This is a genomic window from Vibrio sp. Vb1337, assembly GCF_033338715.1.
Lineage (GTDB): Bacteria > Pseudomonadota > Gammaproteobacteria > Enterobacterales > Vibrionaceae > Vibrio > Vibrio alginolyticus.
Map to the genome: position 1 here is coordinate 15,088 of NZ_JAWOTD010000019.1, position 14,403 is coordinate 29,490.

General features: G+C 44.2%; 15 protein-coding genes. 7 read left to right on the forward strand and 8 right to left on the reverse strand.

Going from position 1 to position 14,403, the window contains the following annotated elements:
• The first annotated feature begins 183 nt into the window (after positions 1-183).
• The 4 genes from rpsP to rplS are packed head-to-tail and all read left to right on the forward strand — an operon-like array spanning position 184 to position 2,194.
• The gene (rpsP, locus tag R7E42_RS18505) at positions 184-432 is read left to right on the forward strand and encodes a 30S ribosomal protein S16 (RefSeq protein WP_005379962.1); all 249 of its coding nucleotides are present in this window, start codon (positions 184-186) and stop codon (positions 430-432) included.
• Positions 433-461: 29 nt separating this feature from the next.
• Positions 462-1,010: a ribosome maturation factor RimM gene (rimM, locus tag R7E42_RS18510; RefSeq protein WP_005379964.1), complete on the forward strand. Its 549-nt coding sequence runs from the start codon at positions 462-464 to the stop codon at positions 1,008-1,010.
• Positions 1,011-1,037: 27 nt separating this feature from the next.
• Positions 1,038-1,799: a tRNA (guanosine(37)-N1)-methyltransferase TrmD gene (gene trmD, locus R7E42_RS18515; protein ID WP_005385420.1), complete on the forward strand. Its 762-nt coding sequence runs from the start codon at positions 1,038-1,040 to the stop codon at positions 1,797-1,799.
• Between the two features lie 41 nt (positions 1,800-1,840).
• On the forward strand, positions 1,841-2,194 hold the full coding sequence (gene rplS, locus R7E42_RS18520; protein ID WP_005379971.1) for a 50S ribosomal protein L19: 354 nt from the start codon (positions 1,841-1,843) through the stop codon (positions 2,192-2,194).
• A 483-nt stretch (positions 2,195-2,677) separates the two neighbouring features.
• Here the strand turns inward: rplS and yacG are convergent, their stop codons facing one another.
• From yacG to nadC, 8 genes are all read right to left on the reverse strand, one after another.
• Positions 2,678-2,872 (reverse strand): DNA gyrase inhibitor YacG, encoded by a 195-nt coding sequence (gene yacG / locus R7E42_RS18525; protein ID WP_017635922.1) that lies wholly within the window; start codon positions 2,870-2,872, stop codon positions 2,678-2,680.
• Between the two features lie 158 nt (positions 2,873-3,030).
• Positions 3,031-3,771, reverse strand: a complete 741-nt coding sequence (gene zapD / locus R7E42_RS18530) for a cell division protein ZapD (protein WP_005373086.1) — start codon at positions 3,769-3,771, stop codon at positions 3,031-3,033.
• A 27-nt stretch (positions 3,772-3,798) separates the two neighbouring features.
• Positions 3,799-4,413, reverse strand: coding sequence for a dephospho-CoA kinase (coaE, locus tag R7E42_RS18535; protein ID WP_017635920.1), 615 nt, complete (start codon positions 4,411-4,413; stop codon positions 3,799-3,801).
• Complete coding sequence (locus R7E42_RS18540) at positions 4,414-5,283, reverse strand: prepilin peptidase (RefSeq protein WP_025768182.1); 870 nt, start codon at positions 5,281-5,283, stop codon at positions 4,414-4,416.
• 64 nt (positions 5,284-5,347) lie between these two features.
• The gene (locus R7E42_RS18545; protein WP_017635918.1) at positions 5,348-6,571 is read right to left on the reverse strand and encodes a type II secretion system F family protein; all 1,224 of its coding nucleotides are present in this window, start codon (positions 6,569-6,571) and stop codon (positions 5,348-5,350) included.
• Positions 6,572-6,594: 23 nt separating this feature from the next.
• The gene (gene pilB / locus R7E42_RS18550) at positions 6,595-8,280 is read right to left on the reverse strand and encodes a type IV-A pilus assembly ATPase PilB (protein ID WP_318072912.1); all 1,686 of its coding nucleotides are present in this window, start codon (positions 8,278-8,280) and stop codon (positions 6,595-6,597) included.
• Positions 8,280-8,714: a type IV pilin protein gene (locus R7E42_RS18555; protein WP_029803401.1), complete on the reverse strand. Its 435-nt coding sequence runs from the start codon at positions 8,712-8,714 to the stop codon at positions 8,280-8,282. The genes pilB and R7E42_RS18555 overlap by 1 nt, the downstream gene beginning before the upstream one ends.
• A 262-nt stretch (positions 8,715-8,976) precedes the next feature.
• Positions 8,977-9,864, reverse strand: coding sequence for a carboxylating nicotinate-nucleotide diphosphorylase (nadC, locus tag R7E42_RS18560; protein WP_137282353.1), 888 nt, complete (start codon positions 9,862-9,864; stop codon positions 8,977-8,979).
• Positions 9,865-9,956: 92 nt separating this feature from the next.
• Here nadC and ampD point away from each other — a divergent pair, with 92 nt between their 5' ends.
• The 3 genes from ampD to aceE all read left to right on the forward strand — a co-directional run bounded on the left by ampD (position 9,957) and on the right by aceE (position 14,393).
• Positions 9,957-10,508, forward strand: a complete 552-nt coding sequence (gene ampD, locus R7E42_RS18565) for a 1,6-anhydro-N-acetylmuramyl-L-alanine amidase AmpD (RefSeq protein ID WP_042521337.1) — start codon at positions 9,957-9,959, stop codon at positions 10,506-10,508.
• 405 nt (positions 10,509-10,913) lie between these two features.
• Positions 10,914-11,681: a pyruvate dehydrogenase complex transcriptional repressor PdhR gene (pdhR, locus tag R7E42_RS18570; protein ID WP_005379989.1), complete on the forward strand. Its 768-nt coding sequence runs from the start codon at positions 10,914-10,916 to the stop codon at positions 11,679-11,681.
• Between the two features lie 48 nt (positions 11,682-11,729).
• Positions 11,730-14,393, forward strand: a complete 2,664-nt coding sequence (aceE, locus tag R7E42_RS18575) for a pyruvate dehydrogenase (acetyl-transferring), homodimeric type (protein ID WP_005386612.1) — start codon at positions 11,730-11,732, stop codon at positions 14,391-14,393.
• Positions 14,394-14,403 lie beyond the last annotated feature (10 nt).

The window sequence follows — 14,403 nt, forward strand, 5'->3', positions numbered from 1 at the left end:
TGTTAGGTACGTCACAAACTTTAAATTCAATTTATGTTGGTGAAAAAGTAACTAAACTCCTTGCATTGCTCCGGGAGAAGAGTAAAATTCCGGAGCTTTATTTTGGCACGAGACCCCAAACTGTTTAATTTCTTGAATGGTTTTTGGGGTTAATTTTATTTTTGAGAAAGCAAAGAGGACGACATGGTAACCATTCGTTTGGCACGTCACGGCGCTAAAAAGCGTCCATTTTATCAAATCGTAGTAGCGGACAGCCGCAACGCTGCAACTGGCCGTTTCATCGAGAAAGTTGGTTTCTTCAACCCAACTGCTAAAGGTCAAGAAGAAGGTCTACGTCTAGACCTAGACCGCGTTAACCACTGGGTTGGTCAAGGCGCGTCAGTATCTGACCGTGTTGCTAAGCTAGTTAAAGACGCTCAAAAAGCGGCTTAATTTTTTACTTGAAAAGTAGAAACTAGTTTATGTCGATGAAAGGTAAAGAAACAATGAGCAACGAAAAGATTGTTGTAGGCAAGTTTGGTGCTACTTACGGCATTCGTGGTTGGCTTAAGGTTTTTTCCTACACAGACAATGCTGAAAGCATTTTCGATTACAGCCCTTGGTACATTAACCAAAAGGGCAAGTGGGTTGAGTACAAAGTAGAAAGCTGGAAGCGCCATAACAAAGGTATGGTGGCTAAGCTGGAAGGCATGGATGTTCGTGAAGACGCGCATCTAATGACGAACTTTGAAATTGCTATTGACCCTGCGGTACTTCCTGAATTGTCAGAAGATGAGTTCTACTGGCGCGAATTGTTTGGGATGCAAGTTGTAACTACTAAAGGTTACGATCTAGGTGTCGTTACTGACATGCTAGAAACTGGCTCAAACGATGTTCTGGTTGTTAAAGCAAATCTTAAAGATGCTTTCGGGCAGAAGGAACGATTAATCCCGTTCCTTGAAGAGCAAGTGATCATTAATGTTGATCGCGAAGCTCAACGGATCGAAGTTGACTGGGATCCTGGATTCTAATCTCCAAAATTACAGAGCGAGATAAACATGTGGGTTGGCGTTATTAGCCTTTTTCCAGAAATGTTCCGTTCTGTTACTGATTTTGGAGTAACAGGTCAAGCGGTTAAAAAAGGTCTTTTGTCGATTGAGACTTGGAATCCTAGAGATTTCACTCACGACAAACATCGCACAGTCGATGACCGACCTTACGGTGGTGGCCCTGGTATGTTAATGATGGTTCAGCCTTTGCGCGATGCCATTCATACCGCGAAAGCAGCCTCACCGGGCAAGACGAAAGTCATCTACCTTTCTCCTCAAGGTCGCAAGCTCGACCAGAAAGGGGTCGAAGAACTGGCAACGAATGAGAACTTGCTTCTGATTTGTGGTCGTTATGAAGGGGTAGATGAGCGCATCATTCAATCTGAAGTCGACGAAGAATGGTCGATTGGTGATTTTGTGATGACGGGTGGTGAGATACCAGCCATGACGTTAATCGACTCTGTCTCTCGGTTTGTTCCGGGTGTACTAGGGGATTTCGCGTCAGCAGAAGAAGACTCTTTTGCAAATGGCTTGTTAGATTGCCCTCACTATACGCGTCCAGAAGTATTGGATGACAAAGAGGTACCAGCTGTACTGATGTCAGGCAATCACAAGGACATTCGTCAATGGCGACTCAAGCAGTCGTTGGGCCGTACTTGGCTAAGAAGACCAGAGCTCCTGGAAAACCTAGCTCTGACTGACGAACAGGAACAATTACTTGCTGAGTTTGTTAATGAGCATAAAGCCATTAAAGAACATAACGCAAAGTAACCTAATTTATTTAGTATCAGTTTATTCTAGGAATTTAAAAAATGAGTAACATCATCAAAGCTCTTGAAGAAGAGCAAATGAAATCAGACCTACCTAAATTTGCACCAGGTGACACTGTTGTAGTTCAAGTTAAGGTAAAAGAAGGTGACCGTGAGCGTCTACAGGCTTTCGAAGGCGTTGTAATCGCAATCCGTAACCGTGGTCTACACTCTGCTTTCACTGTACGTAAGATCTCTAACGGTGAAGGTGTTGAGCGTACGTTCCAAACACACTCTCCAATCGTTGATAGCATCGAAGTTAAACGCCGTGGTGCAGTACGTCGTGCCAAGTTGTACTACCTACGTGAGCGTTCTGGTAAGTCTGCTCGTATCAAAGAGAAACTTGCTAAGAAGTAATGCTATAACTAGCGTTCTCATCTTAAACGGAGTCCTTTTAGGGCTCCGTTTTTTTATTTGTGTAATTAGCTTGCTCGTTTCTTTTCACCCGACCTGAACTGTCGATGCTCATGCACTGATGTACACTCCACGCCTCTGCCTTGCTGTGAATAGATTCCTGATGTCGCTATGGCTCCTCGGAATGACGGGAAATGATGATCAAATATTACTGGGTACTGTGGTTAAAATTCGTCATTCTGGATAGCGACGAAGGACCGTGATTCAGAATCTACTAGTCGAGCATGCAATTGTTTAAGTTGTTAGCTTCATCCTTGCTATGAGTAGATTCCTGATGCCGCTATGGCTCCTCGGAATGACAGGAAATGATGGTCAAAGATTATAGAGTACCGTGGTTAAAATTCGTCATTCTGGACAGCGACGAAGGAGCGTGATTCAGATTCCCCAAGAAGGAACCTAGGATCTTCCTTTACCCTAGGTCTTAATTTAGTACTGATCTTCAGACCAGCCATCACTATCGGACATATCGGGTGCGCCTGGGATGGTGTTTTCTTCATCTGCCCATTCACCAAAATCAATCATTTGGCATTGTTTACTGCAGAAAGGGCGATGAGGACTTTGTTCTCCCCATTCTACGTCGGCGCCACATTGTGGACATTGAACGATGGTAACTTTAGACATAGTTGAGCGTCCCATTACTAATTGGTGTTAAAGGGTAGTATACCTAAACGAATTAAAGATGGCTTATTCAACGCGCTATTGCTGCTACGAAATTTTATCAAATATAAGCGCAATAAAGCGTTGAATTTTAGATTATGGAGGCGAGGCGTAGTGTCGTCTTAGCTGCACACAGCAAGTTCAAATTCAATATCTTGTGTGCACGCTTGACCGTTTTCAAACGACATGAACTTGATCGCAAAGCGGTTTTTATGGCCTGAAATCATAGGATACACGCCATATTCCATTGGGATGTGAAGTCTTAGAATGTTGGCTTCATCAGCGTCACTTTGGAAGAAACCTGCACGACCGATTTGAGCTTTGAAATGTCCGGTCTCTCTAGTGAGCTTTAACCATAACGAAAGCGCATCAGATAAGGGCTTTAAGCTTGCTTGCCACTGTTGTGCATCACGCTTTTTACGTTCAATAGGTAGATGAAGCCAGTAGTGTAATGCTGGCAGATCAAAACAGCATGAACCACCCGGTAGATTAAAGCGTTGACGGATAGAGCTTAGGAAGCGATCTTCTTTTAATGCTTGGCCAAAACGTTCAGCACCCATTAGTTGGCTATGAACGACATCTATCTCTTGTAGTAGGGTATTTAATGCGTCTTGATCGACACCATCAACATTGAGCCAATGGCGGTACGACAGCCGCTGCTTCTCAAGATCTTTAGCCAGTTCACTTTTCAGTTGGATTTGTTCGAAGATCTCAACCATATCGAATAACGCACGGAAAAACAGTTGGTACTGGTGATTTTCGCTAAACCCAGAGGCCAAGTGAGCCTGACGCAGCAGAGACTCCACTCTTAGATAAATACGAGTTTTCTCATTTAACGGATGTTCAAATTTGTGCGTGGTCATCGACATAAGCCTTTGTGAGTTTCGTTCCTATTTTCGCAGATTTTTCTTACACATGGCTAGGTACTTTTCGTGCAAATCTGTGATTTGAAGCAAAAGATCAGGGTCACTTGGATTATTCTTAACCACATCGTCTGCAAGCGCGAGCCTTTGCTCTCTTGATGCTTGAGAGGCAAGGATGGCGCGAACTTGATCTTCACTCACATTGTCTCGTTTCATCGTGCGAGATATCTGTGTATTCGGTTCTACATCGACGACAAGAACGCGATCACACAAACTATCTAGCTTGTTTTCTACGAGCAACGGCACCACAAGTAACGCATACTCTGAAGTGACTTGCTGCAAATCTTCGATCATCTTTTCACGAATTATCGGGTGCAACAGTGCGTTGAGCCATGCTTTTTCATCTGAATTCGAAAAGATTTTTTCTCTCAGCTTTGCGCGATCTAAAGTTTGGTCTTCACGAACGATATCGTGACCAAAGTGTTCAATAATCGCGTTTAGGCCGGGAGTACCTGGCTCGACAACTTCTCTTGCTACAATGTCGGCATCGACGATATCGATTTTAAATTGTTGTTTGAACAGATTCGCGACGGTTGTTTTTCCACTAGCGATACCACCTGTTAAACCAATAACCAAAGCCATTTACACTCCTAGAACTGAAGTAAAGTACCAGTTTAAAATCTGCTCGCCCCAAATTAAGCTTATCCAACCAGCAATTGCTAAGTAAGGACCGAAAGGGAAAGCTTTTTCAATTCCCTGTTTTTGCAAGCGTAGTTGAATGATGCCAAATACGATGCCAACCACAGAAGAAAGTAGAATGATCATCGGCAGTGACTGCCAACCTAGCCAAGCCCCTAGTGCTGCTAGTAGTTTAAAATCACCATATCCCATTCCTTCTTTACCAGTAAGTAGCTTAAAGCCCCAGTAAACGGACCAGAGACATAGGTAACCAGCAATAGCACCAATGACAGAATCTTGTAGAGTAACAGGACTTATTTCGACTAATGCTAAGGCAATGCCAGCCCAAGTTAATGGTAATGTTAATTGGTCAGGTAACAACATAGTATCGAGATCGATAAATGTTGCAGCGATTAAGATAAAAGTGAAAAAGAGTAGGGCAACGGTAAAGTAACTAAAACCAAAGTGGTAAGCGACAAAGCCTGAGCAGAATGCAGTGAGCAGTTCAATCAGTGGATAGCGTGTGCTAATGGTTGTCTGACAGTTGTGACATTTGCCTTTTAAAAGCAGCCAGCTAATCACAGGAATGTTGTCGCGAATACGTATCGGTGTTGCGCATTTCTGGCAGGAGGAGCGTGGGACGCTCAAGGTCAGCACTTCTTTAGGAGGTTCTATTTTGTATTCAGGAAATGACTCGGCACATTCGCGTCGCCATTCTAGTTCCATGATTTTAGGTAGTCGATAAATAACCACATTGAGGAAGCTACCCACGATCAGACCGAAGATGGTGGCAAACACAACGAATAGCCAAGGGTAGTACTGGAATACTTCCATATTTGTCTCTTGAGCGATGAGTGAAATCAGCAAGATGCTGTTTTAAAGGAGTTAACAGCTCATTCTAGCCCAATACACTCATTAAGTTAAAGATTGGCAAGTACATTGCTGTCACTAATCCGCCAACAACGATACCTAAAAATACGATAATTAGCGGCTCTAGAATTTTACTAAGGTTGTCGACGGTGTTGTCGACTTCAAACTCGTAGATCGTTGCAACTTTATTGAGCATATCGTCAAGTCGACCAGACTCTTCACCGATCATGACCATTTGTAACACTAATTCAGGGAACACATTACAGTTACGCATGGCAACATACATTGGCATACCTGCGGCGGTATCACGGTAAACTTCTTCTATGGCGAGTTGATAGTGTAAGTTTCCTGAGGTTTTTGATGTGGTTTTTAAACTGGTTAGAATTGGAATACCCGCTGTAAAGCTTGTGGCGAGTGTTCGACTAAATTTGGCGATAGCGGCTTTTGATAATACAGGGCCCAGGACAGGAAATTTAAGCACAGAGCGGTTGAGCATTAAGCGAAAAGAATCTGAACGCTTAGAGAGGATTCTCGCCGAAATGAATAAACTAATGGAGCCTAGTGCGATAAACGGACTCCAGTTTTGTGTCCAGGCGGAAAGATCTAATACTTGCCTGGTAAACCACGGTAAGTCAGCACCAAAACCAACAAACATTTTTTCAAACTCGGGAATGACTTTGGTGAGCATGATAAACGACACGCCTAACGCTACTAGCACTACCATGGCTGGGTAGATCAGTGCTTTGATCACTTTCGCACGGAGTTGTTCATTTTTTTCTCGGTAGGTGGCTAAGCGCTCGAACACTTCTGCTAAGTTACCGGATTGCTCACCTGTGGCGATAAGATCGGTATAGAGTGGGTCAAAGTGTTCACTTGCAGTGCGCATGGCTTTTGACATGGGCGTCCCTGCTTCAACGGCGCGTGTCACGCTCATCAAAATGGATTTCATCTCTGCTTTTTTGTGATTCTCTGATACCAATTTTAAAGCCTGAACCAAGGGCACACCGGTTATCAACATCGTCGAAATCTGACGGGTAAACACCGTGATGTCTCTGCCTTTCACGCGATGGCTGAGTTTAGTGAGAAACGAGATACTGCTTTTCTTTAACTTCTTGATCTTGATGTGCTGTGCGTCTAGACGCTCGCGTACTTCAATTTCTGTCATCGCGAGGGTTTGCCCAGATGTCTTTTTGCCTGAACTGTTGATGCCTTTCCAGCGGAAGTTTTTAAGTTGTGGTGTAGTGCTTTTCATGGATGTGACTGCTGATTAAAGGATTAAAAATAAAGTACGCGCTGTAGTTCACTAAAACTTGTGATCCCTTGTTTGAGTTTTTCTATGCCCGACATTTGTAACGTGCTCATACCATTTGCGATGGCGAGTTTTTCTAGTTCATGTACAGAGGCGCCTTTAATAAGCGCTTCGGAAAGAAATTCATCAAAGCGCATCACTTCATAAATCCCCGTTCGGCCGGAATAACCATGGGTACACTCATTGCATCCATCGGGATTGGCTTTAAAAATGTTGTCGCTTGCTTGAATACCGAGATGTTGCAACTGAACGGTAAGCTCTTGTGGTTGCTTGCAGACCGAGCACAGTTTACGGGCTAAGCGCTGGGCAATAATCAAACTAAGAGAGGAGGCCAAGTTAAAGCTTTCTACGCCCATGTTTGATAAACGAATCACCGTTTCAGCTGCAGAATTGGTATGCAAGGTTGAAAGTACTAAGTGACCGGTTTGCGATGCTTTTATAGCGATTTCGGCGGTATCTAAATCACGAATCTCACCGACCATTACTACATCGGGGTCTTGACGTAAGAAAGAGCGCAGGGCTTCGGCAAAACCAAAACCAATCTTAGGCTGAACTTGAACTTGGTTAATGCCCGATAAGTTAATTTCTACTGGGTCTTCTGCCGTGGAAATGTTGATTTCTGGTTTATTGAGAATACTCAGCCCAGTGTACAGAGAAACGGTTTTCCCGCTCCCAGTTGGGCCTGTCATCAGAATCATGCCTTGTGGGCGACGGAGCGCATCCAAGTACAATTGTTTTTGTTGTTCGCTATAACCAAGCTTGTCGATATCCAGTGACGCAGAGCTGCTGTCGAGCAGTCGTAATACAATTTTCTCTCCGAATAGAGTCGGTAGTGTGGATACACGCATATCAATCGCGGTGTCTTGATTCAACTTGAGCTTTATACGCCCATCTTGTGGTAAACGTCGCTCTGCAATATCAAGCTTAGAGAGGATTTTGATACGAGCGGATAAGCGGCGACTCAAGTGGCTTGGTGGCTGCTGTGTTTCAATTAAGATTCCATCACAGCGCAGGCGCACGCGGTACATCTTTTCATAAGGCTCAAAGTGGATATCGGATGCGCCTTTGCGCACAGCGTCCAACAGAATTTGGTTGATGTAACGGCTAACAGGAGACTCATCTTGGCTCAAGTCTTCAATGTTGTCGATTTCATCTACGCCCACATCAACCAGATTGGCTAACTCTTCTTGGTTGATCTCTTTTAACCCGGACTTCTCATGACTCAATGAACGACCATATAAGCGTCGAATTGCCGCGCTGAGTTGACGAAAATCCGCCAACACCAATTCAATCTGTAAACCAGTGGCAAAGCGGAAATCGTCTTCTGCTTGTTGGTTCGTGGGGTCGGCAACGGCTAATAATAACGTTGAAGGTGTACGCTGGAGTGGGAGTGCGTTATGCCGTGTGATTAATTCCCTAAGGCCAAGTTGCTGACAAAGCGAGGCGTACTCGTACTGAGATAACTCGGGCTGATTTAATCCAAAAATAGAATTTAAATGTTCAGTGAGTTCGCGTGATGTAAATAACCCTGAACTGAGCAAAGCTTCCGGCATCGAAATGCCAGAAGCTTTGACTTGCTCAAGCAACGATTCTTCTTGGGAAAAAGCCAATAGTCCTTTTTGACGAAGAATCGTGGAGAGGTTGGTTTGCATTATGGGCAGCTATCAATAGATACTTTTGGGTTAGTATTATTTGTACAGCCCCAGGGTGTGTTTGGTGTCCTAGCATATTCGATGTCACCTGCTGCAGCATTGCCAGTATTAAATACAAATTTGAGTGTAGATTTTGCGTTTGAGGCTGCTCCAGCACCTTCAATTGATGCGGTAATATTGCCAAGGGCGTTCATAGTAGCGTTCCCACCGATGTCTCCTAAGTCGGAAGTAGCTGTGGTGTTGTTCTGAGTATATAAATCAGCATTAGTAAGTAATGACTTTAAAGTACCCACAGCAGAGGTTACAGCTGACTTTGCGACATAGTCTTTATATGCAGGGATTGCGACTGCTGATAACACACCAATAATTGCTACCACAATCATCAATTCAATTAACGTAAAGCCTTGCTGTTTTTTCTGTTTACTGTGTTTCATTTTCTTTCCTTCTTAATGAAATAAATAATGCCCTTGCATTAGCGAAGGATTATGGAGACTTCATAAAGGTTGAAAATGGGGAAGATATGGGCTCTCGAGTGAGATAAAACTCTTTGGTGAAAAGTTGCATATCGCATGCAGAGTTTTGCGAGTAGTACTATTTTTTAGTGGATAAAAAGAAAGGGCCAATTGGCCCTTTTAAATGATTAGTTACTCACAACTCACTGAGTTAGTTGAAGTAATTGAGATTGTGTTGCTTTTATTATTTGAAGCGCATCGAAAGATCCATCGCTTTTAGATGCTTAGTCAACGCGCCTACCGAAATGTAATCGACACCGGTTTCTGCGTATTCTGCGATGGTCTCTAGCGTAATGTTGCCGGAGTTTTCTAAAGCGGCACGACCTGCGTTAATCGCTACGGCTTCACGCATCATTTCTTTTGTGAAGTTATCTAGCATGATGATGTCGGCACCGGCGTCTATCGCTTGTTTCAACTCTTCTAAGCTTTCCGTTTCTACTTCTACCGGTTTGCCTGGGTTAAGCTCTTTCGCTTTCTGGATGGCTTGAGTGATGCCACCACAAGCAATAATGTGGTTTTCTTTAATGAGGTAAGCGTCGAACACGCCGATGCGATGGTTAAAGCCACCACCACACGTCACGGCGTATTTTAGTGCGCTACGCAGACCAGGAATGGTTTTGCGTGTGTCTAGTAGACGACACTCAGTATGCGCGATCTTTTCAGCGTACTCTGCGGTAACTGTTGCGCAGCCAGACAACGTTTGGATGAAATTCATTGCGTTACGCTCACCAGTCAACAGGTCACGAGCAGGGCCTGTCAGCGTGCAAAGGGTTTGGTTAGGTTCGACTTTATCGCCGTCCTTTACGTGCCATTCAATGCTGACCTTGCCACCGAGCTGTTTAAAAACTTCATCAGCCCATGCTTGACCACAGAACACACCATATTCGCGAGTAATAATCGTTGCGGTATTAACCGCATCGGCAGGGATCAAAGATGCAGTAATGTCGTTATCTGCGTCGACACTGCCACCTAGATCTTCTTTTAAGGTATCAGCGACAGAGCGAGTGATCTCTAAAGGGAGTTGTTGTTTAAGGTATTCTAGGCGTTCTTGAATGTTGTGTGTGTTCTTCATCGCAAATCTTGTCTTGAAAGGGAGATGGCAACGAATGATACTCTCCGGTGTCAATAATTTCAGCAGTTAATTTGCAAAGTAGAGAGGTTGATATGCGCCCAATTATCGAGAATGGCTGGCTGACACAAGCAAAGCATGTTCCGTCACCATTTTTTGATGCCCGCTCTGATATAAACGACATCTCTCTGCTGGTGGTACACAACATCAGTTTGCCTCCTGGGCAGTTTGGTGGACCATATATAGAGGACTTCTTCACTGGCAAGCTAGACCCAAATGAACATCCATTTTTTGAAGTTATTCACAAAATGGGCGTTTCTGCACATTGCTTGATTAAGAGAAACGGCGAGGTTGTTCAATTTGTTTCTTTTCTCGATAGAGCATGGCATGCCGGTCAATCCAGTTTCGCGGGCAGGGAGCGTTGTAATGACTATTCCATTGGTATCGAGCTTGAAGGGACAGAATTTACTGCCTACACAGAAGCGCAATATCAATCACTTGCAGAGATCACTGAGGTGATTATGCAATCTTATCCTCAAATCACCCCGCCACGAATTACCGGTCATCAATATATTGCGCCCTTGAGAAAAAGCGATCCTGGTCTAAGCTTTGATTGGGTGAAATATAGACTGCTTATACAGCGTTGATTTGTAGCGAAAGTGTAAATTCAAAAAAGCGAAATAAATAAGGCATACGATCAGGTATGCCTTTTTTTGATACCAGAAATATTAATGATTGTTAAAAGTTAACTACATTTTTACGCTCGTACATGCCGTTTTGGTGAATAAATAGACTGATAATTTTGTCATTTTCTGTATTTCTTTTCCAAAACTGCTAGCACGTCGACTTCCCATTTGTATGCTTTATGTAATTGGTCATACCAATTCTATTGCTGTTTTAACAGTCGATTGTTATCAGAGTGTTGGAAGTAAGCTCGTTCTATGATTTAGGTCAATTTTCGGCTGGACAGTGGCGTTTTAATTATGTTAATTTCTGCACCAACTTAAAATTGGTATTACCAATTACCTGCAAGAGTAGAAGAACAATAAATTATGGCTTATCAAAGGATTCGTCAGCCAAAACTCTCTGATGTTATAGAACAAGAGTTAGAAAGGTTGATAGTGGAAGGAACATTGTCTCCGGGGCAACAACTGCCTCCAGAGCGTGAACTGGCAAAACAGTTCGATGTGTCTCGTCCTTCAGTCCGAGAAGCCATTCAACGCTTGGAAGCGAAGCGTTTGTTGACTCGTCGCCAAGGTGGCGGAACATTCGTAAGTGAGAATATCTGGAAGAGCTTTTCAGATCCCTTGTTGAATTTGTTGTCTAGTCATTCTGAAACCCAGCTTGATGTGCTTGAGTCTCGTCATGCGATGGAAGGAATTTCAGCCTACTTTGCAGCTTTACGTGGTACCGAAGAAGATTTTGCGCGTATTCAAGGTTGCCTTGAGCGCATTAGCCAAGAGCAAGCAAACAACGATATCGAAGCTGAATCTGCGGAAGTGATGCAATTTTTGATCGCTTTGACAGAAGCCGCGCACAACGTGGTTTTGTTGCACATTGTTCGAAGCTTAGCACCTTTGCTTGAGCAAAATATTCTACAAAATTTTAAATTACTACGTCGCCGCCCAGAAGCGGTCGAGAAAGTCAGTAAACACCGAGCCAATATCGTGGATGCGATTGTTTCTGGTCAGCCTGAAAAGGCGCGAGAAATGTCCCACTCGCACTTGGCTTACATCGAAGAAACATTGTTGGATTTGACTCGAGAAGAGTCTCGACGAGAGCGTTCTCTACGTCGAATTCAGCAGGGTAATGACTCGTAAGAGCGTTACTTAAATAAGTAGATCCAACCAACAGAAGGATAGATCGCCATGTCTGATATGAAGCATGACGTAGATGCACTGGAAACTCAAGAATGGCTACAAGCGCTTGAGTCAGTTGTACGTGAAGAAGGTCTAGAGCGTGCTCAATTCCTATTAGAGCAAGTTCTAGATAAAGCACGTCTAGACGGTGTTGATATGCCAACAGGTATCACAACTAACTACATCAACACGATTCCTGCAGACCAAGAACCAGCATACCCAGGTGACACAACACTTGAGCGTCGTATTCGCTCAATTATTCGTTGGAACGCTATCATGATCGTTCTACGTGCATCTAAGAAAGACCTAGAGCTAGGCGGCCACATGGCGTCTTTCCAGTCTTCTGCTGCGTTCTACGAGACATGTTTCAACCACTTCTTCCGTGCACCAAACGAGAAGGATGGTGGCGACCTAGTTTACTACCAAGGTCACATTTCACCAGGTATCTACTCACGTGCATTCGTTGAAGGTCGTCTAACTGAAGAGCAGCTAGACAACTTCCGTCAAGAAGTAGACGGAAAAGGTATTCCTTCATACCCGCACCCTAAACTGATGCCTGAATTCTGGCAGTTCCCGACAGTATCGATGGGCCTAGGTCCAATCGCTTCTATCTACCAAGCTCGTTTCCTTAAGTACCTAGAAGGCCGTGGTCTTAAAGATACTTCAGAGCAGCGCGTTTACGCGTTCCTAGGTGACGGTGAGATGGATGAGCCAGAATCACGTGGTGCTATCTCTTTCGCTGCGCGTGAGAAACTAGACAACCTATGTTTCCTAATCAACTGTAACCTACAGCGTCTAGATGGCCCTGTAATGGGTAACGGTAAGATCATTCAAGAACTTGAAGGTCTGTTCAAAGGTGCTGGTTGGAACGTAGTGAAGGTAATCTGGGGTAACAACTGGGATTCACTACTAGCTAAAGATACGACTGGTAAGCTTCTACAGCTTATGAATGAAACGATCGACGGCGACTACCAAACATTCAAATCTAAAGATGGCGCGTACGTACGTGAGCACTTCTTTGGTAAGTACCCAGAGACAGCTGCACTTGTTGCTGACATGACTGATGACGAAATCTTCGCACTTAAGCGTGGTGGTCACGAGTCTTCTAAGCTATACGCGGCATACAAAAACGCGGCAGAAACTAAAGGTCGTCCAACAGTAATCCTAGCTAAGACTGTTAAAGGTTACGGCATGGGTGAAGCGGCTGAAGGTAAGAACATCGCGCACCAAGTTAAGAAGATGGACATGACTCACGTACTACACCTACGTGACCGTCTAGGTCTTCAAGACATCCTAACTGACGAAGCAGTGAAAGAACTTCCGTACCTGAAACTTGAAGAAGGTTCAAAAGAGTACGAATACCTACACGCTCGTCGTAAAGCGCTACACGGCTACACGCCACAGCGTCTACCAAAATTCACTCAAGAATTCATCGTTCCTGAGCTAGAAGAATTCAAGCCACTACTAGAAGAACAGAAGCGTGATATCTCTTCTACTATGGCATTCGTACGTGCACTAAACGTTCTACTTAAGAACAAGAACATTGGTAAGAACATCGTTCCTATCATTGCTGACGAAGCTCGTACATTCGGTATGGAAGGTCTGTTCCGTCAAATCGGTATCTACAACCCGCACGGTCAAACTTACACACCAGAAGACCGTGGCGTTGTTTCTTACTACAAAGAAGCGACTTCAGGTCAGGTTCTACAAGAAGGTATCAACGAGCTAGGTGCTATGTCTTCATGGGTTGCTGCTGCGACTTCATACTCGACAAACGACCTACCAATGATCCCGTTCTACATCTACTACTCAATGTTCGGCTTCCAACGTGTTGGCGACATGGCGTGGATGGCTGGTGACCAACAAGCACGTGGTTTCCTACTAGGTGCAACTGCGGGTCGTACAACGTTGAACGGTGAAGGTCTACAGCACGAAGACGGCCACTCGCACATTTTGGCGGGTACGGTTCCTAACTGTATTTCTTACGACCCAACATTCGCGTACGAAGTAGCAGTAATCATGCAAGACGGTATCCGTCGCATGTACGGTCCAGAACAAGAAAACGTGTTCTACTACCTAACGCTAATGAACGAAAACTACGCAATGCCAGCAATGCCAGAAGGCGCTGAAGAAGGCATCCGTAAAGGTATCTACAAGCTAGAAACTTACACGGGCGACAAAGCGAAAGTTCAGCTAATGAGCTCTGGTACTATCATGAATGAAGTACGTAAAGCAGCTCAAATCCTAAGCGAAGATTATGGTGTTGCTTCTGATGTTTACTCTGTAACGTCATTCAACGAACTAACTCGCGATGGCCAAGATGCAGAGCGTTTCAACATGCTTCACCCAGAAGCGGAAGCGAAAGTACCTTACATCCAAACAGTAATGGGTACTGAACCTGCTATCGCAGCAACTGACTACATGAAGAACTACGCAGAGCAGGTTCGTGCATATATTCCTGCTGAGTCTTTCAAAGTTCTTGGTACTGATGGCTTCGGTCGTTCAGACAGCCGTGAAAACCTACGTCGTCACTTCGAAGTGAACGCAGGTTACGTAGTAGTAGCAGCGCTAACTGAACTAGCGAAACGTGGCGAAGTTGAGAAATCTGTAGTTGCAGAAGCAATTAAGAAATTCGACATCGACACAGAGAAAACAAACCCGCTATACGCTTAATTAAGAAGGT

Coding starts and splice junctions, on each gene's coding strand:
- rpsP (WP_005379962.1), top strand. CDS start 184: ATGGTAACCATTCGTTTGGCACGTCACGGCGCTAAAAAGCGTCCATTT.
- rimM (WP_005379964.1), top strand. CDS start 462: ATGTCGATGAAAGGTAAAGAAACAATGAGCAACGAAAAGATTGTTGTA.
- trmD (WP_005385420.1), top strand. CDS start 1,038: ATGTGGGTTGGCGTTATTAGCCTTTTTCCAGAAATGTTCCGTTCTGTT.
- rplS (WP_005379971.1), top strand. CDS start 1,841: ATGAGTAACATCATCAAAGCTCTTGAAGAAGAGCAAATGAAATCAGAC.
- yacG (WP_017635922.1), bottom strand. CDS start 2,872: ATGTCTAAAGTTACCATCGTTCAATGTCCACAATGTGGCGCCGACGTA.
- zapD (WP_005373086.1), bottom strand. CDS start 3,771: ATGACCACGCACAAATTTGAACATCCGTTAAATGAGAAAACTCGTATT.
- coaE (WP_017635920.1), bottom strand. CDS start 4,413: ATGGCTTTGGTTATTGGTTTAACAGGTGGTATCGCTAGTGGAAAAACA.
- R7E42_RS18540 (WP_025768182.1), bottom strand. CDS start 5,283: ATGGAAGTATTCCAGTACTACCCTTGGCTATTCGTTGTGTTTGCCACC.
- R7E42_RS18545 (WP_017635918.1), bottom strand. CDS start 6,571: ATGAAAAGCACTACACCACAACTTAAAAACTTCCGCTGGAAAGGCATC.
- pilB (WP_318072912.1), bottom strand. CDS start 8,280: ATGCAAACCAACCTCTCCACGATTCTTCGTCAAAAAGGACTATTGGCT.
- R7E42_RS18555 (WP_029803401.1), bottom strand. CDS start 8,714: ATGAAACACAGTAAACAGAAAAAACAGCAAGGCTTTACGTTAATTGAA.
- nadC (WP_137282353.1), bottom strand. CDS start 9,864: ATGAAGAACACACACAACATTCAAGAACGCCTAGAATACCTTAAACAA.
- ampD (WP_042521337.1), top strand. CDS start 9,957: ATGCGCCCAATTATCGAGAATGGCTGGCTGACACAAGCAAAGCATGTT.
- pdhR (WP_005379989.1), top strand. CDS start 10,914: ATGGCTTATCAAAGGATTCGTCAGCCAAAACTCTCTGATGTTATAGAA.
- aceE (WP_005386612.1), top strand. CDS start 11,730: ATGTCTGATATGAAGCATGACGTAGATGCACTGGAAACTCAAGAATGG.